The sequence below is a fragment of the Dyella halodurans genome, assembly GCF_026283925.1.
Taxonomy (GTDB): domain Bacteria; phylum Pseudomonadota; class Gammaproteobacteria; order Xanthomonadales; family Rhodanobacteraceae; genus Dyella; species Dyella halodurans.
The window spans coordinates 221,194-245,640 of the sequence record NZ_JAPDPF010000002.1 but is presented as its reverse complement, the minus strand read 5'-3'; the positions used below and the strand labels follow the sequence as shown (position 1 = coordinate 245,640).

23 protein-coding genes are annotated in these 24,447 nt (G+C 64.7%); 7 read left to right on the top strand and 16 right to left on the bottom strand.

Features of this window, described 5'->3' with window-relative positions:
- Positions 1-65: 65 nt before the first annotated feature.
- The 15 genes from OUZ49_RS04830 to OUZ49_RS04760 all read right to left on the bottom strand — a co-directional run bounded on the left by OUZ49_RS04830 (position 66) and on the right by OUZ49_RS04760 (position 15,490).
- Positions 66-254: a hypothetical protein gene (locus tag OUZ49_RS04830; RefSeq protein WP_266148849.1), complete on the bottom strand. Its 189-nt coding sequence runs from the start codon at positions 252-254 to the stop codon at positions 66-68.
- A complete protein-coding gene (locus OUZ49_RS04825) occupies positions 251-643 on the bottom strand; it encodes a SpoIIAA family protein (RefSeq protein ID WP_266148848.1) in 393 nt (130 codons plus the stop codon). The genes OUZ49_RS04830 and OUZ49_RS04825 overlap by 4 nt, the downstream gene beginning before the upstream one ends.
- A 77-nt stretch (positions 644-720) precedes the next feature.
- Positions 721-2,166: an efflux transporter outer membrane subunit gene (locus OUZ49_RS04820; protein ID WP_266148847.1), complete on the bottom strand. Its 1,446-nt coding sequence runs from the start codon at positions 2,164-2,166 to the stop codon at positions 721-723.
- Between the two features lie 89 nt (positions 2,167-2,255).
- Positions 2,256-3,887, bottom strand: coding sequence for a proton-conducting transporter transmembrane domain-containing protein (locus OUZ49_RS04815; protein WP_266148846.1), 1,632 nt, complete (start codon positions 3,885-3,887; stop codon positions 2,256-2,258).
- Positions 3,884-5,413, bottom strand: coding sequence for a complex I subunit 5 family protein (locus OUZ49_RS04810; protein WP_266148845.1), 1,530 nt, complete (start codon positions 5,411-5,413; stop codon positions 3,884-3,886). Before OUZ49_RS04810 ends, OUZ49_RS04815 begins: the two co-directional genes overlap by 4 nt.
- Positions 5,414-5,761 carry an NADH-quinone oxidoreductase subunit K gene (locus OUZ49_RS04805; RefSeq protein WP_266148844.1) on the bottom strand — a complete coding sequence of 116 codons (348 nt, stop codon included), beginning with the start codon at positions 5,759-5,761 and terminating at the stop codon, positions 5,414-5,416.
- Complete coding sequence (locus OUZ49_RS04800) at positions 5,758-6,702, bottom strand: hydrogenase subunit MbhD domain-containing protein (protein WP_266148843.1); 945 nt, start codon at positions 6,700-6,702, stop codon at positions 5,758-5,760. Before OUZ49_RS04800 ends, OUZ49_RS04805 begins: the two co-directional genes overlap by 4 nt.
- On the bottom strand, positions 6,699-6,992 hold the full coding sequence (locus tag OUZ49_RS04795; RefSeq protein WP_266148842.1) for a monovalent cation/H(+) antiporter subunit G: 294 nt from the start codon (positions 6,990-6,992) through the stop codon (positions 6,699-6,701). Before OUZ49_RS04795 ends, OUZ49_RS04800 begins: the two co-directional genes overlap by 4 nt.
- On the bottom strand, positions 6,989-7,276 hold the full coding sequence (locus OUZ49_RS04790; RefSeq protein WP_266148841.1) for a monovalent cation/H+ antiporter complex subunit F: 288 nt from the start codon (positions 7,274-7,276) through the stop codon (positions 6,989-6,991). Before OUZ49_RS04790 ends, OUZ49_RS04795 begins: the two co-directional genes overlap by 4 nt.
- Positions 7,269-7,796: a Na+/H+ antiporter subunit E gene (locus OUZ49_RS04785; RefSeq protein WP_266148840.1), complete on the bottom strand. Its 528-nt coding sequence runs from the start codon at positions 7,794-7,796 to the stop codon at positions 7,269-7,271. The genes OUZ49_RS04790 and OUZ49_RS04785 overlap by 8 nt, the downstream gene beginning before the upstream one ends.
- The gene (locus OUZ49_RS04780; RefSeq protein ID WP_266148839.1) at positions 7,793-8,407 is read right to left on the bottom strand and encodes a hypothetical protein; all 615 of its coding nucleotides are present in this window, start codon (positions 8,405-8,407) and stop codon (positions 7,793-7,795) included. Before OUZ49_RS04780 ends, OUZ49_RS04785 begins: the two co-directional genes overlap by 4 nt.
- Positions 8,408-8,425: 18 nt before the next feature.
- On the bottom strand, positions 8,426-11,500 hold the full coding sequence (locus tag OUZ49_RS04775) for an efflux RND transporter permease subunit (protein WP_266148838.1): 3,075 nt from the start codon (positions 11,498-11,500) through the stop codon (positions 8,426-8,428).
- On the bottom strand, positions 11,497-12,609 hold the full coding sequence (locus OUZ49_RS04770) for an efflux RND transporter periplasmic adaptor subunit (protein ID WP_266148837.1): 1,113 nt from the start codon (positions 12,607-12,609) through the stop codon (positions 11,497-11,499). Before OUZ49_RS04770 ends, OUZ49_RS04775 begins: the two co-directional genes overlap by 4 nt.
- Before the next feature lie 170 nt (positions 12,610-12,779).
- Entirely contained in the window at positions 12,780-14,033 is a 1,254-nt protein-coding gene (gene arcA, locus OUZ49_RS04765; RefSeq protein WP_266148836.1) for an arginine deiminase, read from the bottom strand.
- Positions 14,034-14,065: 32 nt separating this feature from the next.
- Positions 14,066-15,490, bottom strand: coding sequence for a basic amino acid/polyamine antiporter (locus OUZ49_RS04760; RefSeq protein WP_266148835.1), 1,425 nt, complete (start codon positions 15,488-15,490; stop codon positions 14,066-14,068).
- 617 nt (positions 15,491-16,107) lie between these two features.
- On the opposite strand from OUZ49_RS04760, the gene OUZ49_RS04755 reads away from it, so the two are divergent.
- From OUZ49_RS04755 to OUZ49_RS04740, 4 genes are all read left to right on the top strand, one after another.
- A complete protein-coding gene (locus tag OUZ49_RS04755; protein ID WP_266148834.1) occupies positions 16,108-17,433 on the top strand; it encodes a tetratricopeptide repeat protein in 1,326 nt (441 codons plus the stop codon).
- Positions 17,434-17,544: 111 nt separating this feature from the next.
- On the top strand, positions 17,545-19,062 hold the full coding sequence (locus OUZ49_RS04750) for a Na+/H+ antiporter NhaC family protein (protein ID WP_266148833.1): 1,518 nt from the start codon (positions 17,545-17,547) through the stop codon (positions 19,060-19,062).
- A 47-nt stretch (positions 19,063-19,109) separates the two neighbouring features.
- Positions 19,110-19,835 (top strand): cytochrome c oxidase assembly protein, encoded by a 726-nt coding sequence (locus tag OUZ49_RS04745; RefSeq protein ID WP_266148832.1) that lies wholly within the window; start codon positions 19,110-19,112, stop codon positions 19,833-19,835.
- Positions 19,832-20,344 (top strand): CopD family protein, encoded by a 513-nt coding sequence (locus tag OUZ49_RS04740; protein ID WP_266148831.1) that lies wholly within the window; start codon positions 19,832-19,834, stop codon positions 20,342-20,344. The genes OUZ49_RS04745 and OUZ49_RS04740 overlap by 4 nt, the downstream gene beginning before the upstream one ends.
- Here OUZ49_RS04740 and OUZ49_RS04735 read toward each other — a convergent pair.
- Positions 20,308-20,820: a DUF2231 domain-containing protein gene (locus OUZ49_RS04735; protein WP_266148830.1), complete on the bottom strand. Its 513-nt coding sequence runs from the start codon at positions 20,818-20,820 to the stop codon at positions 20,308-20,310. The genes OUZ49_RS04740 and OUZ49_RS04735 overlap by 37 nt on opposite strands.
- 81 nt (positions 20,821-20,901) lie before the next feature.
- Here OUZ49_RS04735 and coxB point away from each other — a divergent pair, with 81 nt between their 5' ends.
- The 3 genes from coxB to OUZ49_RS04720 are packed head-to-tail and all read left to right on the top strand — an operon-like array spanning position 20,902 to position 24,430.
- Positions 20,902-21,561 (top strand): cytochrome c oxidase subunit II, encoded by a 660-nt coding sequence (gene coxB, locus OUZ49_RS04730; RefSeq protein WP_266148829.1) that lies wholly within the window; start codon positions 20,902-20,904, stop codon positions 21,559-21,561.
- Entirely contained in the window at positions 21,558-24,095 is a 2,538-nt protein-coding gene (ctaD, locus tag OUZ49_RS04725; RefSeq protein WP_266148828.1) for a cytochrome c oxidase subunit I, read from the top strand. Before coxB ends, ctaD begins: the two co-directional genes overlap by 4 nt.
- On the top strand, positions 24,092-24,430 hold the full coding sequence (locus OUZ49_RS04720) for a hypothetical protein (RefSeq protein ID WP_266148826.1): 339 nt from the start codon (positions 24,092-24,094) through the stop codon (positions 24,428-24,430). The genes ctaD and OUZ49_RS04720 overlap by 4 nt, the downstream gene beginning before the upstream one ends.
- The last annotated feature ends 17 nt before the right edge of the window (positions 24,431-24,447 follow it).

The window sequence follows — 24,447 nt, the reverse complement described above, 5'->3', positions numbered from 1 at the left end:
GCAGTGGAAAAACAAAAAGGCCCGCTGGGAGCGGGCCTTTTTGCGTGAATGTTTGCAGTTTCTGCTTACACGCCGGCCCACCCGTCGATGCGGGTATTGTTATTGGCGTTGTTATTCAGCGCGCACGCATGAGTGCCTGCCGTCGCGGAAGCGGCGGTGGCAGTCATGGAAACAAAACGGGCGCGGAGGCAGGACATGGCGCCGACTTCAACACAAGCCGTGGCCGCTGACAAGGACCCCGCAAACAGTTTCATTTGTTCTCTTCTTCCGTCGCCGGCTTCGGCTCGCGAATCCAGTCGATCGCCAGCACCAGTTCGGCATTGCTGAAGAGGCGGAACTCGGCAGGCACCACGAAACCCATGGCGGACGCGGCAATGCGTAGCCAGGCCACGTCGGTGACCAGCGCCACGCGATCCCAGCCGCTGAAATGGCGGAAGCCGAGCATCATGTCGTCCCACATCGCGCCCGGATCGAAGCCGGTGAAATCCGGACCGACGTGGTAAAGCAGGCGCAACTTGCGATTCAAGGCAAACGCCGCCTCGATATCCGGCACCAGCACCCGCTCGTAGTCTGCGGCGGTCACCTGCCCGCTGGCGCGAAAGCCCAGTGTGCCCGGCGGCAAACCTTGAATCTGCTCGATCATGCGTTGTATCCCTGTGGCTCGGTTCTTTGTATCGCAAAACACATGTTACGCATACGTCATCGGTCAGGCGCAAGCCATTACTTGTGTGTCTGCACCGAACCTAGCGGCACCGGCGTCATGGCATCGGCAAGATCCACCCAACCGCCGCCCATCGCCTGGTACACACTCACCACCTGCGTATAGCGTTGCGCGCTGAGGCTGGCGAGTGACAGTTCGGCGGCAAACAAGTCGTTTTCCGAGACCAGTACATCGAGATAGCCGATCAGGCCGCTTTCGAATTTCAGGCGGGACAGTCGCGCGTATTCGCGCAAGGAATCCACGCGCTGCTGCTGCAAGACCACCTGCTCGATCGTCTTCTGCGCGCCGATCAACGCGTCGTTGGTATCGCCCAACGCATTCAACACCGCCTGTTGGTAGAACAGCTCGGCCTGTTGCTTCTGTGCCTCGGCTGAGCGCACCTGCCCGCGAATCGCGCCCGAAGTGAAGATCGGTCCGGTCAGCCCTGCCCCCACCGACCACGCCTGCGCAGGGCCGGTCAGGAAGTCGCTGAAGGCCGTGCTGACCGATCCAAGCAGGCCGGTCAAGGAGATGTTCGGATAGTAGAGCGCGCGCGTGGCGCCGACATTGGCATTGGCCGCAACCAGGTTTTGCTCCGCCTGCAGGATGTCCGGACGCCGTTCCAGCACGGTCGAAGGGATATCCGCCGGGATCACCGGTAGCATCAACTCGTCGATCGACTTGCCACGCGGGATCGGGCCCGGATTGTGGCCGAGCAGGACCGAGATGCCGTTTTCCAGGATCGCGATCTGCTGGTCGATGGCCGGGATCGCGGTTTGCGCCAGCTTGAACTGCGAGCGCACTTGCGACACTTCGGTTTCGGAGACCAGGCCCGACTTGTAGCGCAACTCGAAGATGCGCATGGTCTCGCCGAAATTGGCCGCCGTCGCCACCGCGATCTCACGCTGGCGATCCAGTCCACGCAGGGTGATGTAGCTATTGGCCACGCCCGCCACCAGTGACAACACCACACCGCGCTGGGCCTGTTCGCTTGCATAGACCTGGGCCTGCGCCGCCTCGTTGAGACGGCGCACGCGGCCGAACAAGTCGATCTGCCAGAACGCGGCGAGCGTCCCCTGGTAGAGGTTGAATTCGGGGTCAAGCGCGGGCGACAGCGGCGGCATGCCGACTTCGCTGGTGCGGTTGTGGCTGGCGTTCGCGTTGTAGCTGATCTGTGGCAATGCCTGTGCGCGCGATGTGCGCAGGATGCCAATGAACTGGTCGACGCGCGCCGCGGCGACACGCACATCCAGGTTGTCGCGCAACGCCGTTTCGATCAGCTGATTCAGTACCGGATCGCCAAACTGCTCCCACCATTTGGTATTGACGACTTCCTCGGCCTTGGGCAGGTCGATGCGCCACTGCTCCGGCGTCTCCACCGTGGGACGCTGGTAGTTCGGCCCGACCATGCAGCCGGCAAGCGCGACCGAGGCGGCGGCGAGCATCATCAATGTCAACCTTCTCATGGCGCATTCCCCGTTGAAACAAACGGACTGGGAAAGACTCAACCGTCGCTAATGTGCGCGCTCGCGCGTGATGAAATCGCACGCCAGCATCAACCCACCATCAGCGTCCAGCCAAACAGCAACGACACCAGCAACAAGGCGATACAAGACACGGCCCAGCGGCGGGTGAACGCGTCCACGCGCTCGCACCAGCCGCCCGCCGCCATGCTGGCGTCTTCCAGCGGATACAGAACCTCGCCCACGTCGCCCGCGGGCACCTGCGGTATCCGCGTCCCAAGCCGATCCAGGCCGAGCGCCAGCAGCGCACCCACCAGCACCGGCCAAAGCGCCGCCCACAAGGCGGCCGGCGCGACGGCCTTGGGCAGCGTGTCGATCGGTATGGCCAGGTAAAGCGCCCATGGAATAAGCAGCGACGCCAGCGCCATGGCGAGCCAGGCAGTGACCATCGCTGCGGGAGCGCGGGCATCGGCTTCGACAGCCGTCATGGCGCTGAGACGACGCAGGAAGTGGATCATCAGCAAGGTCGTGGCAATCGACGACACCACCGCCACCGAGCCGGCCAGACCCTCGCCGAGCAGGTCCTTGGCCGCGTACTTCGTCAGCGCGCCGCCAGTCAGCGGCAGGCCGCCCAAGCCCAACGCGATGACGGCAGCAGGCACCAGCATCGGCCAACGGTGCCGGCGACCGGTAAGCATCACCACGCCCACGGCGAGGAACAGCGCGCCCTTCACCAGCAGATGGTGCGCGGCATAGAAGGCTGCCGCCAAGGCGGTGCCGGTATCGCCCGCTGCCAGCCCCATGCCGATCACTGCCACCAGGAAACCCATCTGACTCACGCTCGAATAGGCCAGGATCAGTTTGGGCTGCGACTGGGTAATGCCGATGAGCACGCCGTAGATCGCGCCGAACAGGCCGATCAGGGCCAGTGCATGCCCGGCATCGGGCAGTGCGGTGCTCCACGGCAGGAAACGGATCAAGGCGAGGATGCTGGCCTTGACCACGGCGCCGCTCATCACCGCCGCCGCGGGTATCGGCGCCTCGCCATAGGCGAGCGGCATCCAGAAATGCAGCGGCACCAGGCCGGCCTTCATGCCCAGGCCGACCAGCAGCAGGATCAGGGTGAGGTCGCGCCACGGCGAGCCCGGCAATGCCGCCGCCGCGTCGCGGATCAGCAGGCTGCCGTCCGGCGTGGCCTGCGCCAGCAGGATCAGCCCCGCCAGCAGGAAGGCTTCGGCCAGCAAGGCGAGGCCGAGGTAGATCGCGCTGGCGCGCACCGCCTGCGGTCCCTCCCCCTGCAGCACCAGGCCGCTGGCGCCGACGCTGAGCACGGCCAGCAGGAAATAGAAACCGATCATGTCAGCGGCCAGGAAGACACCAACGCAACCGGTCAAGGTCATCAGCCAGCAGACCACCAGGCCGTCGCTGTCTGCCCGCTCACGCAGATAACGCCAGGCAAACATGCCCGCCAGCGCCCACAGCACGGCGGCGCAACCCAGCAGCATCGCGCCCGGAAGGTCGAGCGCAAAGCGCAGGGCAAAGCGAGTATTGCCGAGCACCAGCATCGAATCGTGGCCAGCCCATAGCGCGGCCGCGAGCGCCGGCAACGGCGCGAGCACGAACAGCGCCGGCATGCGACGGCGCAGGCGTGCCGACGCGCAGGCAAGCAGCAATAGCAACGGCAGGCCCATCGCGGCGGCCAGCAGGGTCTGGTCGAGATTCATGGCGAACCAACCAGCGGCACGACCGCGCGACCGATCTGCGCCACATCGAACGGCAGCAAGGCCGCCAAGCCGAGCAGGAAGGAACACAGGGCCAGCCCCAGCACGGCTGCCTGTTGATAGCCCGGCACCTGCTTCTTCGGCGACCAGCCCGGCGCCGCGGGCGCCATGGCGCGGACCACCACCATGAAGACATAGGCACTGGTAAGCAGGCCACCGACCAGCATCACCAGCACCCACCACCATTGCGCCGTGGCGATGGCGGCCGACAGCAGCAGCCACTTGGCCAGGAAGCCACCCGAGGGCGGCAGGCCGATCAGCGAAGCGCCGGCCAGCGCGAACGCGGTGATGGTCATCGGCAAGGCCCTCCCGGCACCGCGAAGATCGGCCACGCGGTCATGGCCAAGCGTGCTGTAGATCAGTCCGGCCGCCATGAACATTGCCGCTTTCGCCGTCGCGTGCGAGATCGCCTGCAGCAGGCCGCCGGTGACTGCCGCCGCGTTGCCTTGTTGCGTCGCGTTGAGCGCCTGGACCAAGGGAAACATCAGGAACAGGTAACCGATCTGGGCCACCGTCGAGTAGGCGATCAACAACTTCAGCCGTGCTTGGCGCAGCGCCACGATATTGCCAACGATGATCGCCGATGCACCCAGCGCCGCGAGCAACTGCGCCGCCGGCAAGCTCACGATGCCGGGAAACACGTCGACCCACAGCCGCACGACCAGGAACCAGGCGCCCTTGATCACCAGTGCGGAAAGCAGCGCACTCGCCGCAGCGGGTGCACCCGCATGCGCAGGCGGCAGCCACAGATGCAACGGAAACAGCGCGGTCTTCGCCAGCAGGCCTGCCGTCATCAGTGCCGCCGCCATCCAGGTCACAGGCTGCGCTCCGACTCTCTCTGCCAGCAGCGCGATGTCGAGCGTGCCGTAAGCGCCATACAGCAAGAACGTGCCCAGCAAGTAGAACATCGAGCCGAGCAAGGCGTAGACCAGATAACGCAGCGCCGCCTGCAGCGTCTCGGCCCGGCCATCGAGGGCCACCAGCGGAACGCCGGCAAAGGTCAGCAGTTCCAGCGCTACGTACAAGGTGAAGATGTCGCCACTCACGAACACCAGGTTCAGCGATCCCCACACCGCCAGCAGCAGGAGCCAGAACGCGAGCGCCGCCCGGGTTTCGCGCTGGCCCGCAGGCGTGCCGAAATCGCCATTCGCGTAGACGCCCACCGCGCCGACGACCACGGCAACCACCAGCATCATGCAGACCGCGAGACCGTCTGCGCGGAGCGCGACACCTAGCGGTGGCGCCCATCCACCCAGCAGATAGACCAGCGATGCACCGGAGCCCAGCGAGGCCCGCGTGATCGCGAGCACGACACCGATGCCAAGCAGTATCGTCAGCCACGCCACCCGCTGCGCATGACGACCGCCGAGCACCAGTCCAAGCAGCACGCCAGCAAACGGCAGCAGCACCGCGAGCACGAGCAACAGGCCGCCTGGCGTGGTCAGGTTCACTGGCGCTGCGGGCGACACTCAGGCCTCGCCTTTGGCAGCTGGCTTGGCCGGCGCGGGGCCAGGGTCGTTCGAAAGCGAGCTGGAGCCGGTTTCGTCGAACTGGCGCAGCATCAAGGCCACGGCAAGCGCCGAGGCCGCGAAGGCGACCACGATGGCGGTGATCAGCAAGGCCTGCGGCACCGGATCGCCGCCCATCCCAGCTGCCGCGCCACGGCGCGCAATCACCGCGCAGACCAGGAAGACGCCGCTACCCATCAGGTTGAACGAGAGCACTTTGCGCAGCGGCTGCGGATGCACGATCAGGCCGTACAGCCCGAAGCCGACCAGCACGGCGGCGCACAGCCCGAACAAGGTCGGCGCGTTCATGGCGACGACTCCGATCGCTGGGGCGGCCCCATCAGCAGCAGGGTCAGGGTGACCGCCAGCGACGGCAGCAACGCCACCTCGATGACGATGATCAACGGCTTGGCGAGACCTTCCGGATAACCCAGGAAAGCGCCGGCCACGAACACGCCGAGGACGCCGACGAGGATGAACACGGCCGGTCCTGCGACCAGTGCCAGGCGCACCCAGCGCTGGCTCACCGCGGGCGCGTCATGCAAGCCGGACATGAGCAGCAGCAGCCACATCGCGGCAAGCACGGTACCGCCCTGAAACTTGCCGCCCGGGTAATCGGCGCCTACCCACAGGATGTAGATGCCGACCACCAGGCCGATCGGCGGCAGCACGCGTGCGAGATAGGCCAGGATGCCGTTGGGTTCGACCACCGGGGCCAGTCCCGGCCGGCCACCCCAATAGCGGTCCGAGGCCAACGACCAGATACCGATCAAGCCAAACAGCAGCACGATCGCTTCCAGCATCGTATCCATCGCGCGGAACGACATCAGCACGGCCGTGATCGGGTTGCCCACGCCGGTCGAGGCAAGGTTCTGCGCGACCTCAGGGGCCAAGCTTGGGCCCGGATCCGGCAGCAGCAGGACGCAGGCTGCGATGGCTGCGGCGACTGCGGTGGCAACGATGGCCGCCAGCACACGCGTCGCCCGACCTGGCCGTTCGGCCCGGGCGGCCGCTTCAGTCTTGCGCAGGCGGGACGTCGCGCCGATCAGCAACGCGCCAGTCAGGCCCGCACCGATGGCCGCCTCGGTCAAGGCCACGTCGACAGCCGACAGTGCCACCCATGCCAGGGTCAGCAGCAAACCGTAGGAAACAAAACCGGCAACGGCCGCGAACGTCTCGCGGGCGACGACGGTCCAGAAGGCAAGCGCAAGCAGCAGCGCGATCAGGGCGAGGTGCAGCGCGATGCTCATGGATGCGGCCCACCGCGACGCGCGGCGCGCGCGATCAACTGGGACACCGTGGCTGAGGCGAGCAGGACCAGCAGCCAGACCAGGATCATTTTCAATCCGCCAAACACACTGCTGGACTGCGGCAGCAAGCCCAGCACCACCAGCCCCAACCCGAGGTTGTCGGCCTTGGTCAGTGCATGCAGCCGGGTGAGCGTGTCCGGAAAACGCAACAGGCCGACGGTGCCGGCCAGAAAGAAAAACGCACCGGTGAGGATGGCGACGATGGTGAAGATGTCGGCGGCGATCCTCATGGCCCCTGCTCCGGGCGGTCGTCGTCCTTGGCGCCCGATTCATCGGCCTTGACGAAGGCCACCGCCGCGAATGCCGCCAGCACCGACAGCGTCAGCACCACTTCAACCACGCCTTCCGTGCCATTCGCTACACCGGCCAACAACAGCGCCGCGATGCCGCCGGTACCGAACAATTGCACGGCCATCATGCGGTCGGCATTGCTGGCGCCGCGCAGGACACAGAACAACCCCACGGCGACCATCACCACCACGAAGAACGTCATCGCGAGCAGAAAACTAGTCATGGCCGTCGCCGCCGATCAGGGCGGCGGTCAGCCGCTTTTCCTCTTCCGCCAACTGTTCGGCGACGGGCTGCCGCGTATCCAGCGCGTGATAAATGATCGCCCCCTCGACATCGCCTGCGGGCACCGAGCCCGGCAACAGGCTGGTGATCACGGCGAACTCATTGCGTGCTGGCCCTGGCGGAAAACCTACGCGGCAGACCACGAAGCCCGGCCGCAATGGCAGGCGCGGATCGAAGGCCCGGCGGGCCACATCCACGCCCGCCAGCACCGACTGCCACATGAAATGCGGCACGAAGGCCAGCAAGGCGCCAAAGCGCAGATAGCCGGCCTCGGGTGGCAGCAGCCGCAGGCTGGTCCAGGTCGCCAGCACTGCCGCGATCACGCCGACCACGAGATCCGCGAGCTTCACGCTCGGCATCAGCACCAGCCACACCAGGAAGAACAGCAGGCCGCGCTCCAGGATCGTGGGTACACGCGAATGGCTTACGGGTTCTTTGCCCTTATCGGGAACGGGCCTCATGGCGGCACCCCGTCCTGCCCACCCATGGCGACCAGGTGGACATGCAGCTTGCTCAAGCGCTCGAACAGCCGTGCCTCGGCGCGGATGGGCCACCAGTCGTAGAGAAAGATCTCCATCGGCCGCCACAGCGCCACCCAGGCGCCGATCACCACGCTTTCGTGCACCAGGGTGGCATAGCGCTCCTTGCTGAACAGGCTGACGACGGCTTCGCCGATGCCGGCGGCCACACCGACGAACACGACGCCGATCAACAGGCTGATGCGGCCCACCCGAAACAGCTTGGTCAACCGACGGCGCGTAGCCAGTGCACAATGCGCGTAATACTCATGCACCGCCTCACCCACCATCGCGGCGTCCTGCCCGCTGGCGGACGGCTTGCCTAGATGAATGACCAGCTGCAGCGACTGCGTCGCCGGCAACTCCTGCGCCCAGTCGACGATGAATGCATCCGTCTTGGGGTCCAGGTCGCGCTCGCCCAGAGGCGCCAGATCCATCGCGTCGAACAATTGCGCGAGATCCGCGACATAGAGATCGAGCACGGCAGCGCGCGCATCGTCCGTGGGTGCAGCGGAAAATCCCGTAATCGCCGTCGATGTGGATGCCAAGCTCATCGCGTCCGCCCTCCTCCATCAGGTCGAGGAATCGTTCGCCGTGCCGGATAGCGCCGGTGTTCGTTCTTCCTTGCCAAATACCACCATGTAAAGCGCCGGCAGGAAGATCAGGGTCAGCACCGTAGCCACCAGCAGGCCGCCCATGATGGCGATGGCCATCGAACCCCAGAACACCGTCGGTGCGATCGGGATCAGGCCGAACACCGTCGAGATCGAGGTCAGCATCATCGGACGCATGCGCGAGGTGCCCGACGCCACCACGGCTTCGAGCACGCCCATGCCTTCGCTGCGGTAGGTTTCGATCTGCACGATCAGGATCACACCGTTCTTGGCGATCATGCCGATCAAGGCCAGAATGCCCAGGATCGCCACGAAGCCGAGTGGCCGGTTGAAGATCAGCAAGGCCAACACCACGCCGATCATGCCCAACGGCATCACGCAGACCACCATCGCCAGCCGCCGGAAGCTCACCAGCAGCACCATCATGCTGATCAGCATGAGCAGGATCATCAGCGGCACCACGGCAAACACCGAGGCGCTCGATTCCGCGCTCTCCTCGTACAAGCCGCCGGTCTCGACCTTGTAGTCCTTCGGCAGCTTGGCGTTGAAGTCCTTGATCTTCGGCGCCAGCGTCTCGACCACCTCGTCGGGCAGCACGCCCCGCCGCACGTCCGCGCGGACGGTCAGCGTCGGCACGCGGTCACGCCGCCAGATCAGCGGGGCTTCCTGCTCTTCCGCAAACGTCGCGAACTGGTTGAGTGGCACCATGCGGCCACTCGGCGTGGGCACCTGCAGCGTACTCAGGGTGCGGATCGACTGGCGTTGCTCTTCGCTGGCGCGCGCCACCACATTGACCAGGTAGATGTCGTCGCGCACCTGGGTCACCGTGGTGCCGGTGATGGTGGCATTCATGATGGCGGCCAGCTGGGCACTGCTGACGCCGAGTTGGCGCGCCTCGTCCTGGTTGATGTGGATCTGGATCTGCCGCGCCGGCTCCATCCAGTCGAAGTTCACGTGGCGCGAACGCGGATCCGCACCCAGGATGCCGGCCAGGTCGAGCGCGATCTTGCGCACCTCGTCCTTGTCCGGACCGGAGACGCGGTACTGCAACGGCCATCCCACTGGCGGACCCAGTTCGAGCGGGGAAATGCGCGCCACGATATCGGGGAACTGCTCGGCCAGCGCCTTCTCCAGTTTCAGCTGCAGCCGATCGCGTGCCTCAAGGTTCTTGGCCACCACCACCACCTGGGCGAAGAACGGATTGGCCAGCTGCACGTTGAGCGTGAGGATGAAGCGCACGGCGCCGCGGCCCACATAGGTGCTGAAGTGGTCGACGTCGGGATCGTCCTTCAACAAGGCCTCGAAGCGCTCGGCCTCGGCCTCGGTCGCATAGATCGAGGCGTTCTGGCGCAGGGTCAGGTCGACAGTGAGTTCGGGTCGATCCGAGGCCGGGAAGAACTGCTGCGGCACGAAGCGCACCAGGAACATCGACACCACGAAGGCGGCGAGCGTGAGCCCGATGGTCAACCAGCGCGCGCGGATCGCGCCCTTCAGGAAACCACCATAGGCACTGATCAGCTTGCTCGGTTTCGCATTCGCGTCCGCCTTGGGCGCTTTCAGGATCGCCTTGCCGACCAGCGGCGCGAAGATCACCGCGCCAAGCCAGGACACGATCAGCGCGATCGCCACCACGGCGAAGATCGAGAACGTGTACTCGCCCGCAGAACTCCGGGCGAAGCCGATCGGCACGAAGCTGGAAATCGTCACCAGGGTGCCGATCAGCATCGGCGCGGCCAGCGTGCGATAGGCAAACGTGGCCGCCTGGTCCTTGCTGTCGCCGGCGGCCAGGCGGTTGATCATGGCGTCGACCGTGGTCATCGCATCGTCGACCAGCAAGGTCAGCGCAATGATCAGCGCGCCAAGCGATACCCGGTGCAGGTCGATATGCACGATGTCCATGATGGCGAACACGATCGCCAGGGTCAGCGGAATCGACAGCGCCACCACCATGCCCGGACGCACGCCCAGGCTGACGAAGCTGCACACCAGGATGATGATGATGGCCTGCCATAGCGAGGCCATGAAATCATTGATCGCCACGTCGACCGTCACCGCCTGGTCGGCCACCAGGGTCGGCTCGATGCCGTGAGGAAGGTTCGCGGTGACGTCGGCCATCACGGCCTTGATATTGCGGCCGAGCGCGAGAATGTCGCCGGCGTCGCGCATCGCGATGGCCAGGCCGATCGCCGGCTTGCCGTTGACGCGGAACATCGGCTGCGGCGGATCGGCGTAGCCGCGCCGCACCTTGGCGATGTCACCCAGCCGGATGATGCGTCCGCTCAGCACCAGATTGACGTTGGCGATGTCCTCCTCCGTATCGAAGGAACCGCTGACCCGCATGAATACCCGTTCCTGGTTGGTATGCAGCACGCCGGCCGGGCGGATCACGTTCTGCGCCTGCAAGGCCGCCACGATGCTCGGGTAGTCCAGGCGCAGGCCCGCCAGCCGCTCGGTCGAGAACTCGATGAAGATCTGCTCGTCCTGCGCGCCCAGCACCTCGATCTTGGAGACGTCCGGCACCAGCAGCAGGCGCGAGCGGATCGCTTCGACCCGGTCGCGCAATTCGCGGAAGCTGTAGCCGTCGGCAGTGAACGCGTAAATGATGCCGAAGGTGTCACCGAAGTCGTCGTTGAAGAACGGCCCGACCACCCCGGCCGGCAACGTCATCCGCATGTCACCGATGTTCTTGCGCACCTGATACCAGACGTCGGGAACCACGGCCGGCGGCGTGGACTGCTTCAGATCGACGAAGATCGTCGTCTGCCCCGCCGTCGTGTAGCTGCGCACGCGTTCGAGATGAGGCGTTTCCTGCAGTGTGCGCTCGAGTCGCTCGGTCACCTGCGAGGTCGTCTCGTCGACCGTCGCGCCAGGCCAGGCCGCCACCACCACCATGGTGCGAAACGTGAAGACCGGGTCCTCGGCACGACCCAGCTTGAGAAACGACAGCGTGCCCGCGATCACCGAAATGATCATCAGGAACACCACCAGTGAACGCTTCGAGAGCGCCCATTCCGACAGGTTCGGGCCGATCATTTTGTCGCCTCGGTCCAGCGGACCTTCTGCCCTGGCCGCAGCGCCTGTACACCGGCAGTGACAATCACATCCCCTGGTGCCAGCCCTTGCGACACCTGCACGCGCTCCGCGTCATAGGCCTGCAGCTCGACGTTGCGCTCGGACACCGTCCCGGCCTTGGTATCGACGATCCATACGGCCGGCTTGCCGCCCGGCCGAATCAGTGCGCTGGCCGGAATATCCAGCGCGGGCACCCTGTCGAGTTTCATGCGCCCCGTCACCGTGCTGCCCAGGCGCATCGCCGGCGGCGGATTGATCAGCCGGACGCGCACGGTAAAGGTGCCGGTGATCGGGTCGGCACGGGGCGACACTTCGCGCACCTTGCCGACGGCCGTTACCTTTGGATCGCCACCCAGCGCCACGAGGATTTCGGGATTCGTTGGTGCAACGTCCTTGACCGCCGCCGGCACATCGAAGACGGCGTCGACCGCGCCTTCGCGCGCCACCTGGACGATCATGCGTCCCGCGGCCACCACCTCGCCAGCTTCCGGACCACGGGCGGTCACCACACCGGCGGCGTCGGAAACGAGGTTGGTATAGCTCAGCCGGTTCTGGGCGATCTCGACCAGCGCCTGCGCCGAATCGATCTGCGACTGGGTGATCTTCTGCATCGCCTCGGCCTGCTCGAACGAGGCGCGCGACACCGCATGCTCGGCCAGCAGGTCGCGCATGCGGGCATAACTGGTGCGTGCCTCCAGTCCTTGTGCCTGGGCGGCCGCCAATTGGGCGCGCGCGGACTGCAGGTTGCTCTGCTCGTTCATCTGGTCCAGCCGCGCCAGCACCTGGCCGGGGCGAACCCGATCGCCGACATCGACGTTGCGCTCGATCAGGCGGCCGTCGATGCGGAAGGATTCATTGACTTCGGCTTGCGCCTGCAGGCGCCCGGTCAGGGAAATACTGTCGCCGACCATCTGCCGCTCGATGGTGAGGACGCGCACGGGGCGGATTTCAGCGGCCTGCTCCTCGCTGCCGCGCTGGCACGCCGACAGCAGCACGGTGGCTGCGAGCGCGCACAGCACCAGGGCCACAGGAGCATGAACAACTCGACGGATCGCGCAGTTCGCAGACACGGGCGTCTTCCTGATAGTGACTTGGTTGCCGCCTGGGGTGTTGGGGAACAAGCCGGCGGCGGCCTTGGAGCTCGGTATTTTTTTCTGACCCTCCCCATGCCGCCTGCCCCATTCGGGCCGACCGCGCGATGGCGCTTCCGTCTCGCAACGACGGAAGCGCTCCTAAGCCATCAGTAATCCACCGCGTCACGGATAATCGGGCACGTCATGCAATGACCGCCGCCGCGTCCGCGGCCCAGTTCTGCGCCAACTATCGTGATCACTTCGATACCTGCCTTGCGCAGCAAGGTGTTCGTGTAGGTGTTGCGATCGTAGGCGTAGACCACGCCCGGCGAGGCGCAGACCAGATTGGCGCCGCTGTCCCACTGCGTGCGCTCACGCTGGTAGTCGCTGCCGCCTGCCTCGATCACGCGCAGCTGCTTGAGCCCCAGCGACTCGGCCACCACGTCGACGAAGTCCTTCTTTTCCTTGTGCAGCTCGACGCCACTCGGGTGGCTGCTCGGCCGATACGAGAACGCGCGCGTCTGCGCCAGGAAGTCCGGCGCCAACAGGACGCAGTCGCGGTCCGCGAACGTGAACACCGTATCCAGATGCATGGCGGCGCGAATCTTCGGCATGGCCGCCACGATCACCCGCTCCGCGGCGCCCTTCTGGAACAGCGTGGCTGCGAGCTGACTGATGGCCTGGCGCGAGGTGCGCTCGCTCATGCCGATCAGCACGACGCCCTTGCCGATCGGCATCACGTCGCCACCTTCCAGCGTGGCCAGGCCGTGATCCTCGGTCGGGTCACCCCACCACACATTGACCTTGCCGGCGAAATCCGGGTGGAACTTGTAGATGGCGGTGGTGAGGACCGTTTCCTCGTGGCGTGCCGGCCAATACAGCGGATTCAGTGTCACGCCGCCATAGATCCAGCAGGTGGTGTCGCGCGTGTACAAGGTATTCGGCAGCGGTGGCAGCAGATACTCGGTGACGCCCGCCGCTTCCTTGACGACGGCCAGCGCCTTGCCACCCACGTCCTCTGGAAAGTCATGCGTCGACAAGCCGCCCAGCAGCGTTTCAGCCAGCTTGCGATTCTCCAGCCCTTCCAGATAGCTGCGCAGTTCATCAATGAAGCCTAGTCCCACCTGGTTGGGCACGACCTGGTTGTCGAGTATCCACTTCTTGCCTTCCGGCACCGCCACGGTTTCCGCCAGCAGGTTGTGCATCTCCAGCACTTCGATGCCGCGGTCGCGCATCTTGTTGACGAAATCGAAATGGTCGCGCTTGGCGTTGTCCACCCACAGCACGTCGTCGAACAGAAGATCGTCGCAGTTGCTCGGCGTCAGGCGCGAATGCGCCAGGCCTGGCGCGCACACCATGACCTTGCGCAACTGCCCGACCTCCGAATACACCCCGAATTCACCCGTTTTCCCACTCGTCATGATGTTCTCCGATCTCGAAGACTAATGAACGTCTAGATCTGCATGTAGCCAGTTGCGATCCAATAAATGCCAACGATCGCGCCGATCACCGCAAGGGCGAAGATGATCCAGTCCGATGTCTTGGCAAAGATGGGTTTGTTCTGTTCGCGCTGGCTCCAGAAGTACAGCGCGGTGCCTGGCGCATACAGCACGGCCGACAGGACGATGAACTTGATGCCACCGGCGTACAGCAGAAAGGCCGTGTAGATGGTGGCGAGAATCGCGATGACGAGGTCACGCCCGTGCTCCTGCGGCCGCACCTCGTAGGTTTCACGGCGCTTGGTCAGCTGCAGGCCGTAGGCCGCCACCAGCAGGAAGGGAATCAGGCTCATCGCACTGGTCAGGCTCAACATCAGCGCGAAGGCGTCACGCGACCAATAGGTGGTGATGACGATCAGTTGTACGACGATATTGGTTGCCCACAAGGCGACCATGGGCACCTTGTTCTTGTTCTCCCGGGCGAACACCGAGGGCATGTCCTTCGTCTTCGCGGCGGTAAACAGCACCTCGGCGCAGATCAGCGACCAGGCGAGATAGGCACCCAGCACCGATACCAGCAAGCCAATGCTGACGAAGACTGCGCCCCAGTGACCAACCACCGCTTCGAGTACCGCCGCCATCGAAGGCTGGCGCATGCCAGCGACATCGACCCGCTGCAGCACGGCATAAGGCAGCAGGGTCACCAGCACCATCAGCGTGGTCACGATGATGAAGCCCGTGATCGTGGCCGTACCGACGTCGGAGCGTTCCTTTGCATAGCGCGAATACACGCTGGCGCCCTCGATGCCGAGGAAGACGAAGACCGTGACCAGCATGGTCGCGCGCACCTGCTCGAAGATGCCGCCTTCCAGGCCGCCGCCATAGAAGTTCCCGCTGAACATGTTCATCCTGAAGGCGAAGATCAGGATCAAAATGAAGACAAGGATCGGAATGACCTTGGCCACGGTGACGACGCTGTTGATGAATGCCGCTTGCTGGACGCCCCTCAGTATCATGAAATGGAACAGCCAGATGCCGATCGATGCGACCACGATGGCGGTTACCGTGTTGCCCTCGCCAAAGACCGGGAAGAAGGCGCCAAGGGTCGACTTGATCAGCACCCAGTACGACACGTTGCCGATGCAGCTGCCGATCCAGTAACCAAAAGCCGAAAGAAAACCCGGATAGTCGCCAAAGCCGGCCTTGGCATAGGCATAGACGCCAGCGTCGAGATCGGGCTTGCGCTCGGCCAGCGACTGGAACACCCGCGCCAGCATGTACATGCCGGTGCCGGCGATCAGCCAGGCGATGACGGCACCGAGGGGGCCAGTGGCGTTGGCGAAGGTACGCGGCAGCGAAAAGATACCCGCGCCAACCATGCCACCCACCACCATCGCGGTGAGTTGCATCCGCGACATTTTCTTTTCGGTCGTAGCCATGCCTGCTCCCTATCTAGTCATGTAGATCGGAATTCCAGATATGCGCCGGAAATTTGGCCCGTTTGACCACAGGCAGGCATGCGAGCGGCCTGTCGTTTCATCACCCCACGCAGGGATGGTAAGTAAAGTAGCCAGTAATACATATCAGTAAAAATACTGGTCGGAGACGAAGAAAACGTTGTCGCGAGACGCCGAAGAATCGCTCCTCCTGCACGGCAAAATAAATCGCGATAGCGAGAAAGCGAGTGTCACGGCACGTACACAATCGAAATGCCCGCAGCCGAAACCATCACTGATCCTGCACAATCGAAGTCCTCACGCTCTCTTCATGTATCGAGCCGCTAAAACCACCGATCATGAGTTGCCACTCATGCGCGGCAAGCAGGGCGTGGATGGCCGGGGAATTCGCAACGAGTAATGGCGACTATTTTCGGCGGACTCGATGGAATCAGTCACCGACCTTATACGCGCCAAATAATTCATTCATTCGACAGATCACAGCATCAACGACCGAGCATCGTTAATCGATATCAAAATCGGATAAAGCCATGCATGGATTGACTTCCACTCGCACCGTTTTCCGCGCTCGCCCGCGCCCGAAATGGTCGGTCGCATTCATGCTTTTCATTGCCGGCCTGGTATCGCAGCCGATCGACGCCGCCTTCGCCGGCGGAACCGCCGCCACGGCGAGCCCCACGGCGAGCGCTGAACTCGACCACGCGCAACAACTGTTGCGCGATGGCAAGTACGCCGAAGCGTACGACCTGCTTTCGCCCATGGCCGAGGCCAGGCGTGGCGACCCCGCCTTCGACTACGTGCTCGGTCGCGCCGCCCTAGGCGCAGGCCACGCCGAACAGGCGAAGGAGTTGTTTCAGGCCAGCCTCGCGGCACAGCCTGACTCGCCGCGCGCGCATCTCGCACTAGGCCGCGCGTACTACGCACTCGGTCGCTACGCCGAGGCAAAGATCGAATTCGAGACGGTGCTGCGTTTCGACAATCTGCCACCGGATTTGCTGAGCCAGGTCAGGATCTACAACGACGCTGCCACGCAGTCCGTCGAGGGAGGCAGGCGCCTGACGAGTTTCGGCTATGCGGAAACCGGCATCGGCGTCTACGACGTGCATGACACCATCGGGACGCAGACATTTGGCGGCAGTGATCGCAAGGATACGTTCTACAATCTTCGCGTTGGCGGCGGACTCAACTACGAACTCGACAACGGCTACGCGCTCAGTGGCACGCTGGACTATCGCTTCCGCTACTTCGACAACAACGACAGCCGGGACAACTCCGATCTGCGCTGGAACATGGCGGGCAGCCGCTCGTTCGGCGACAACAACCTGGCGGTGGGCTTCAGGGGCCGCGTCAGCTATCGCGGCAACGGCAATTATCGTAACGATGCCGGTATTTATGGCGACTACAGCCATCGTCTCGATGCCGCCAATCAGCTCAGCTTCGAACTGCTCTACTCCCGACGCTGGTTTCCGGGCGAGCCGGTCGTCACCTGGACCCGCACGACCGCCCAGGGCACGGCCGGCTGGATCCATTCATTCATGGATGGCCGAGCCAGTCTCACCGTCGACGGACGCTTCGGCCGCTATGTCTCGACGACGCTGCCGGATGGCAACTCCGATCTGTACGGTGCGTCGGCGACACTGGATTTCGCATTCACTGACACGGTGGACTGGGGCATTTATTACTGGTGGGAGCACAATGCCTACGACATGGAGGCGCTGCATTTTCACCCTGAAGCGCTCGACGGCGTCATCCTGGCGCAGCGTAACGACAACCTGCACGAGGCGGGCACCTATTTGACCTGGGAGTTCGCGCCAACCTGGAGCTTGCGGCCTTCGATACTGTGGCTGCACGACAAGAGCAATGCCGACATCGGCTTCAATTACAGCTCGACCGAGATCTTCGTCAACGTGCGAAAGAGTTTCTGATGCATCCGGCGGCTCCTTCGCCACCAAGCTACCGGCGGCCAGATGATGCCGCCCACCTAGCGTGACAGCGAACCTGTTCTTAACCGCTCCACGCAGTCAGTCCAGGCCCCCATGAACGCCGCAACCCCAACACCTCGCACGCCCAGGCCGCCTTCCTATCTGGATGCCGTCGTCCCGCTGTTGGCGCTGGTCGGCCTGGTGGGCGCATCCGTCGCGCTCTTCGGCCTCAAGGCGGTCGACGGCCCACTGCAGGTCGCGATCATCCTCAGCACGATGGTCGCCATCCTGATCATCTTCAAGAACGGTCACACGTGGGAGGAAGTTCAGGAGTCCGGCCGCAAGGGCATCGCCACCGTGGTGGGCGCCATCTTCATCCTGCTTGCCGTCGGCGCCTTGATCGGCACCTGGAACATGTCCGGCACCATTCCCACCCTGGTCTACTACGGCATCAAGCTGATCACGCCGGCGTGGTTCTACCCGATCGCCTTCCTGGTGTGCGCTGCCACCTCCCTCAGCATCGGCAGCTCGTGGACCACGGCCGGCACCCTGGGCGTTGGCCTCGTCGGGCTGGCCAATATGATCGGCCTGTCACCCGCCATCACGGCGGGCGCGATCATTTCCGGCGCCTATGTCGGCGACAAGGTCTCACCGCTCTCGGAGAGCACCGTGCTCGCGGCGCAATTGGCCGGCGTGGATCTCTATGTGCATATCCGCTCGCAGGTGTGGACCACGATACCCGCCGGCTTGCTTGCCCTGGTCGCATTTGCGGTGCTCGGTCTCAATCGGGGTGGAGGCTTCAACAGCGCGTTCACCGAAGGGGAACTGGCCAGGCTCGACGCCCTGTTCAACATTACCCCCTGGAACCTCATCCCCCTGCTGTTCCTGCTGGGCTTGTCGATACGCAAGGTGCCCGCATCACTGGCCATCATGGGCGCCGCCTTGCTGGCCGGCGTCATGGCCGCCTTCATGCAGCCACAGGCGATTGCGCGCTTCATTGCCGAGCCGGACACGCCCGCGCCGATCGCCGCGATCAAGGGCATCTGGCTGGCCATGGCCAACGGTTTCGAGGCGAATTCCGGCATCCCGCAGGTGGACGCACTGCTTTCGCGTGGTGGCATGGACAGCATGCTGCTGACCATCTGGCTGATCATCGGCGCCGTCACCTTCGGCATCCTCGTGGACGATTTCGGCATGCTCGGCAAGCTGGTCACGCCCGTGCTGCTGCGCGCCAGGACCATAGGCCGGCTATTCATTACCGTCGTCGCCACCGCCATCGGGCTCAACATCGTCGCCGGCGACCAATACATCGCGCTGCTGCTGCCAAGCCGGTTGTTCAAGGCCGAGTTCGCCAAGCGCGGACTGGCGCCGGAAAACCTGTCGCGCTCGGTAGGCGATGCCGGCATCGTCACCTCGCCCCTGGTGCCATGGAATTCCTGCGGTGCGTACATGGCGGCGGTACTGGGCGTATCCACCTTGGCCTACATGCCGTTTGCGATCTTCAATATCGCCGCACCGATCTGCACCTTGCTGCTCGGCATCACCGGATTCAAGGTCCGCCACATCCCGATCGAGCCGGCCGCTGCGGCGCCCGGCGTTCACGCCGACGACACACCGAAAGCGAGGGAATAGCTCCGCGAGTTGCCGCGGGGTACGAGACCCTGAAAGGACATCGTGTCATGCCAGGTCCGATGATTGCCTACTGCGGTCCCGCCGCCGTCCCGAGCGACCTGTGGGCGCGCTGGAATACCGACCCCGTAGTCATCACTGCCCTGGCGATGCTGGCGTTGTACATGGCGCGTGGTCGTTCGGCCAATGCGCGGGCAGGCTGGGGCGCGATCGCGCTGATGCTGTTCATCTTTGTCTCGCCACTGTGCGCGCTGTCATCGGCCCTGTTCTCGGCGCGCGTGCTGCATCACATGCTTCTGGTGGCCGGCGTGGCGCCGTTGCTGGCGCGCGCGTTTCCACAGCGACACACGAATCCCCTGCCGCTTGCCGTGCTGGTCGCGGTGCATGCCGTCATCCTGTGGTTGTGGCACGCACCGGGGCCGTATACCTGGGGCCTGGCCAGCGTGCCGGCGTATTGGCTGATGCAACTGTCCATGTTGGGCAGCGCGTGGCTGATGTGGCGCGCGATTCTGGCGCCGTCGCTGCCGACCGGGCCGGCCCTGCTGGCGCTCGCCACCACGATCGGACAGATGGGCCTGCTCGGCGCGATCATCGTGTTCGCACGCCAGCCGCTTTACCTGGTGCACCTGACCAGCACGGCGGCCTGGGGCCTGTCGCCTGTCGCCGACCAGCAACTGGCCGGACTGCTGATGTGGGTACCGGCGATGCTGCCTTATTTAGGCGTGGGCCTGTGGCTCGCCTGGTCCAGCTTGCGGCCCAGCGAGTCCGCCTTATGACCACCGCGCTGAAGTTCATCCATCTGGCAACGATTGCCTTGTGGTCGGGAGGCCTGCTCGCCCTGCCGTTTTTGTTCTGGCAGCGCCGCCTGCTTAAGCCAGGGGACGACCTCGAGCAGTTGCATCGAGTCACCCGGCTGGTCTTCGTCGAACTGACTTCACCCGCCGCCTTCATCGCGATCGCCAGCGGCACCGCGCTGATCTTCCTGCAACGCACGTTTCAGGAATGGTTCTCGCTGAAGATGGTGCTGGTGGGGATCATGGCCATGCTGCACGTCGCCGCCGGTCTGGTGATGCACCAGCTGTTCCTGCCGAACGGACGCTTCAGCCGGCTTGCCTACCTCAGCTTGTCCAGCGCCTACCTGCTGGTGATTGCAGGCATTCTCTGGGTCGTGCTGGCCAAGCCGCAGATCGATGCGAACCAGATCGCCGCGCATTTGTTCGAGCCCGGCGGACTGGCCCGCTGGCTGCATCAGTCCTTCGGCGAAACCAAGATGCCGACGCCATGATCGAACACCAGTTTGCCTCCGTGCCAGCCGGCGAAGCCGACCATCACCGTGGCGATGGCCGAGACGACCAGGCCATGTGGCAGCACATCGGCCGGATTGACCAGGCGGATGCCCCAATTGGCGCCGGCGATGCCGACCAGAGTCATGGCGGCCACGGCGTGCGACCAACTCGCTTCCAGCATGCGGATGCCGCGCACCAGCAACAACTCGCCGGTGCCGACAATGCTGGCGGCCACGCCACTCCAGAACGCCATGCCCGCGGACCACAGCCCTGCGCGCACCCAGAATGCGTCACCCGACCACCAATAAAGGATGTCGATGCCGAACGTCGCCACCACGAACGCGACGGGGAAATGCACCATCATCACGTGGATTGGGTGCCCGACCAGGGCCACCGCGGAGCCCATGTCCAGCCGCTTCATTTCCAGCAGGACCTGACTCCTGGGCTGGCCTGCGGAATCGCCGTGCTTCGCCATGGCCATCGTCCTCTGCGCCGGGTCAATCATTGGTTTTCGCAGCATCGTCGTCTTCCCGGCGTGATGGTCGTGGCGGGACTCATGGCTGCGCTCTGCGGCTGCAGCGGTCCGCTGTCGACGCTCGACCCCAGCGGGCCCTCCGCGGCGTCGATCGCCTTGCTGTGGTGGGTGATGCTGGCCGGTGCCGGCGTACTGTTCGCCCTGGTCTTGACACTGTTTCTGCTGGTGGTGCTTCGTCCTGGATGGGGTTCACGGCTGCCGTCTTCGCGCTGGATCGTGCTGGGTGGCCTGGCCCTGCCCGCAGTCATCCTGCTCCCGCTGATCTGCTACGGACTGCTGGCCGGCGAGCGGCTGCTGCCACTACCCGGGCACTCGCCGCCGCGGATCGAGGCGGTGGCCAGGCAATGGGTCTGGACCTTCCGCTATCCCGACCGGGGCAACGTGGCGACCACCAACGTGCTGCACCTGCCTGCGGGCACACCCGTCGACATCGACGTCAGCAGCGAGGACGTGATCCACGCCTTCTGGGTGCCGCGGCTCGCCGGCAAGATCGACGCCGTGCCCGGTCAGGTGAACCACCTGCGCATCCAGGCGGATACGCCCGGTCGCTACGAGGGCCAATGCAACGAGTTCTGCGGCGTCGGCCACGCCAGGATGCACTTCGTCGTCATCGTCGATCGTCCCGCAGACTACCCCGCCGCGCTCGCTGCCGCGGCTGCCACCACCAAGGCGGAACCATGAGCGCTAGCGTCGAACAGCCACCCCAGGGTGCACCGGCACTGCGGCTGCACCGCCAACTGGTGAAGATCTGGGCCACCGGCCCGGGGTGGCAACGACTGGCCGCCGTCAATCATTCGGTGATCGGCTTGCGCATGGTGATCACGTCGTTCGTGTTCTTCGCCATTGGCGGCATCCTGGGCATGCTGACGCGCGTGCAGCTGGCGACGCCGAATGGCGACTTCATGGACGCCGAGACCTACAACCAGGTCTTCACCATGCACGGCTCCATGATGCTGTTCCTGTTCGCCATTCCGATGGTGGAAAGCTTTGCCGTCTACCTGACGCCGAAGATCCTCGGCACGCGCGATTTCGCCTTTCCACGGCTCACCGCCTACGGCTACTGGTGCTACCTGCTCGGGGGCACCATCCTGACGGTCTCGTTGATTGCGCGGGTGGCGCCGGACAGCGGCTGGTTCATGTATACGCCGCTCAGCTCCAACGTCTACACGCCGGGCGTCAACGCCGATGTCTGGCTGCTCGGCGTCACCTTCGTCGAGATCTCGGCGCTATCGCTGGCCATGGAGATCGTCGTCTCGGTGCTGAAGATGCGTGCGCCCGGCATGTCGCTGGATCGCATGCCGATCTTCGGCTGGTACATCCTGGTGACCGCCATGATGATGATCGTGGCGTTTCCGCCACTGATCCTCGGCTCGATCCTGCTGGAGATCGAACGCGCCTTCGGCCTGCCGTTCTTCGATCCAACCCGCGGCGGCAGCGCCCTGCTATGGCAGCACCTGTTCTGGCTGTTCGGCCATCCTGACGTCTACATCATCTTCCTGCCCATGGCGGGCGCGTTGTCGACCATGATCCCGGTCTTCGCCAACCGCCCCCTGGTCGGCTATCGGGCCATCGTCGTCGCGATCATCGCGCTGGCCTTCCTCAGCTTTGGCATCTGGGTGCACCACATGTTCACGGTAGGCATACCGCATCTCGCGCTGGCATTTTTCTCGGCCGGCTCGGCGATCGTGGCGGTGCCGACGGCGGTGCAGTTCTTTGCCTGGCTCGCCACGCTGGCCCATGGCAAGCCCCGCTGGGACCTGCCGATGCTGTACATCTTCGGCTTCTTTTTCGTCTTCACCGCAGGCGGACTGACTGGCGTCATGCTCGCCATCGTCCCGTTCGACTGGCAGGCGCACGACACGTATTTCATCGTGGCGCATATGCACTATGTGGTGGCCGGTGCGCTCGCCTTCCCCATGATGGCCGGGTTCTATTACTGGTTGCCGTTGCTGACCGGGCGTACGGCCGCCTATCGACTCGCGGTGCCTGCGTTCTGGCTGATCTTCATCGGCTTCAACCTGACCTTCTTCATGATGCATCTCACCGGCCTGCTCGGCATGCCGCGGCGCGTGTTCACGTATAACGGCGACGAAGGCTGGGACTGGCTGAATCTGCTGTCCTCGGTGGGCAGCTTCGTGATGACGATCGGCTTCGGCATGGCGGTGATCGACATCATCGTGCAGTTGCGCTTCGGACGCCGCGTGCGACGCAACCCGTGGAATGCAACGACCCTGGAATGGGCGATGCCGATGCCGCCGGCACCTTATGCGTTTGCGTCGATTCCCCGCCTTGGCCCCGGCAAGGAGCAAGCCGCTCCGGGCCAGCTCGCGCTGTCGCTGGCGCGTGGCGAAGGCTATCTCGGCTTCGCCCGCAACGGCTGGCAGGAGACACTCGGCGTACATATGACGTCAGGCGAACCGGACCAGGTGATCGTGCTGCCGCAGCCCACCTACCTGCCACTGGTGACTGCACTGTTCACCGGCGCCGCGGTGCTGGCAATGCTCTTCAAGCTGTATCTGCTGTCGCTCGCGATGGCCTTGGTGACCATCGGACTGTTCGTGCTTGCCGGCCAGCGTGCTGGCCTCGGGCGTGACTATGGCCCGCTGCCCATCGGCCACGGTGCCAGTGTGCCGCCACACACCGAAGTCGCCAGTGCGCCGCCATGGCTGGCGCTGATCTGTGTCCTGGTCGCCGACGGCACGCTGTTCACCTCACTGGTCTTCGGCACGTTTTATCTGTGGATCGCCGCGCCGCACTGGCCGGCCAATCTCGCGCCCGAAGCCAGCCGCGTGCTTGCCCTCGGTGTGATCGTCGCCTTGGTCATCGCCGCCGTGGCGGCTCGCGGCTCACTCCGCGCGACGTCCGCCGGCGCCAGGGCCCAGGGTTGGATTGGCCTGGCCGTGATCGCACTGCTGGCGGCCATCGCGGCAGCCGTGGGGCTGATCGGCAGCGTCACGCCCCATCCGCATCAACACGCACTCGGTGCCACGGCCGCGGCGCTGATCGGCTTTGTCGCCTTGCACGCCGGCATCGGACTGCTCTTTCTGATCAGCAACCTCCTGCGCATCCATGCGGGCTTCATTTCGCCACGGCGCCTGACCGATCTGCGCCTGAGCCGCCTGTGGCTCGACTACACGACCGTGACCGGCATCATCGCGCTCGGTCTGGTGCTCGCGCTGCCCGCGCTGGTCGCCACCTTGGGAGCCCGGCCATGAACGGGCGTGCCGTGCCGCCACGGCGACTCTGGCTGCTGGCAGCGGGCTTCCTGGTGTGGTGCAGCGCGCTGGTCGTGCTCTACGCCTTGCACGCCATCGGCTGCGCGTTCGGTTGGCAGGCGGGGGCGCTACGCTGGAGCCTCGCCATCGTGCTGTTCGTGCACCTGATCGTCATTGCCTGGATGTGGCGCCACCTGGCCACGGCCCGCCCCGAACCCAAACTCGGCCAGGCGGCGGTCTTTCTGCAGACGGTCGTGGTGTGGACCTTGATCGCCGCCCTGGTAGCCACCGTCATCACGTTCGCACCTTCACTCGTGCTCAAGACCTGCATCTGATCCCTGAGTCAGCGCCG

What these genes read in the sequence shown, in the direction of transcription:
- OUZ49_RS04790 (WP_266148841.1), bottom strand. Translation starts at nt 7,276, where the DNA reads ATGACTAGTTTTCTGCTCGCGATGACGTTCTTCGTGGTGGTGATGGTC.
- OUZ49_RS04795 (WP_266148842.1), bottom strand. Translation starts at nt 6,992, where the DNA reads ATGAGGATCGCCGCCGACATCTTCACCATCGTCGCCATCCTCACCGGT.
- OUZ49_RS04760 (WP_266148835.1), bottom strand. Translation starts at nt 15,490, where the DNA reads ATGGCTACGACCGAAAAGAAAATGTCGCGGATGCAACTCACCGCGATG.
- OUZ49_RS04830 (WP_266148849.1), bottom strand. Translation starts at nt 254, where the DNA reads ATGAAACTGTTTGCGGGGTCCTTGTCAGCGGCCACGGCTTGTGTTGAA.
- coxB (WP_266148829.1), top strand. Translation starts at nt 20,902, where the DNA reads ATGGCTGCGCTCTGCGGCTGCAGCGGTCCGCTGTCGACGCTCGACCCC.
- OUZ49_RS04805 (WP_266148844.1), bottom strand. Translation starts at nt 5,761, where the DNA reads ATGAACGCGCCGACCTTGTTCGGGCTGTGCGCCGCCGTGCTGGTCGGC.
- OUZ49_RS04825 (WP_266148848.1), bottom strand. Translation starts at nt 643, where the DNA reads ATGATCGAGCAGATTCAAGGTTTGCCGCCGGGCACACTGGGCTTTCGC.
- arcA (WP_266148836.1), bottom strand. Translation starts at nt 14,033, where the DNA reads ATGACGAGTGGGAAAACGGGTGAATTCGGGGTGTATTCGGAGGTCGGG.
- OUZ49_RS04745 (WP_266148832.1), top strand. Translation starts at nt 19,110, where the DNA reads ATGCCAGGTCCGATGATTGCCTACTGCGGTCCCGCCGCCGTCCCGAGC.
- ctaD (WP_266148828.1), top strand. Translation starts at nt 21,558, where the DNA reads ATGAGCGCTAGCGTCGAACAGCCACCCCAGGGTGCACCGGCACTGCGG.
- OUZ49_RS04780 (WP_266148839.1), bottom strand. Translation starts at nt 8,407, where the DNA reads ATGAGCTTGGCATCCACATCGACGGCGATTACGGGATTTTCCGCTGCA.
- OUZ49_RS04775 (WP_266148838.1), bottom strand. Translation starts at nt 11,500, where the DNA reads ATGATCGGCCCGAACCTGTCGGAATGGGCGCTCTCGAAGCGTTCACTG.
- OUZ49_RS04800 (WP_266148843.1), bottom strand. Translation starts at nt 6,702, where the DNA reads ATGAGCATCGCGCTGCACCTCGCCCTGATCGCGCTGCTGCTTGCGCTT.
- OUZ49_RS04750 (WP_266148833.1), top strand. Translation starts at nt 17,545, where the DNA reads ATGAACGCCGCAACCCCAACACCTCGCACGCCCAGGCCGCCTTCCTAT.
- OUZ49_RS04740 (WP_266148831.1), top strand. Translation starts at nt 19,832, where the DNA reads ATGACCACCGCGCTGAAGTTCATCCATCTGGCAACGATTGCCTTGTGG.
- OUZ49_RS04785 (WP_266148840.1), bottom strand. Translation starts at nt 7,796, where the DNA reads ATGAGGCCCGTTCCCGATAAGGGCAAAGAACCCGTAAGCCATTCGCGT.
- OUZ49_RS04720 (WP_266148826.1), top strand. Translation starts at nt 24,092, where the DNA reads ATGAACGGGCGTGCCGTGCCGCCACGGCGACTCTGGCTGCTGGCAGCG.
- OUZ49_RS04755 (WP_266148834.1), top strand. Translation starts at nt 16,108, where the DNA reads ATGCTTTTCATTGCCGGCCTGGTATCGCAGCCGATCGACGCCGCCTTC.
- OUZ49_RS04815 (WP_266148846.1), bottom strand. Translation starts at nt 3,887, where the DNA reads ATGAATCTCGACCAGACCCTGCTGGCCGCCGCGATGGGCCTGCCGTTG.
- OUZ49_RS04735 (WP_266148830.1), bottom strand. Translation starts at nt 20,820, where the DNA reads ATGGCGAAGCACGGCGATTCCGCAGGCCAGCCCAGGAGTCAGGTCCTG.
- OUZ49_RS04820 (WP_266148847.1), bottom strand. Translation starts at nt 2,166, where the DNA reads ATGAGAAGGTTGACATTGATGATGCTCGCCGCCGCCTCGGTCGCGCTT.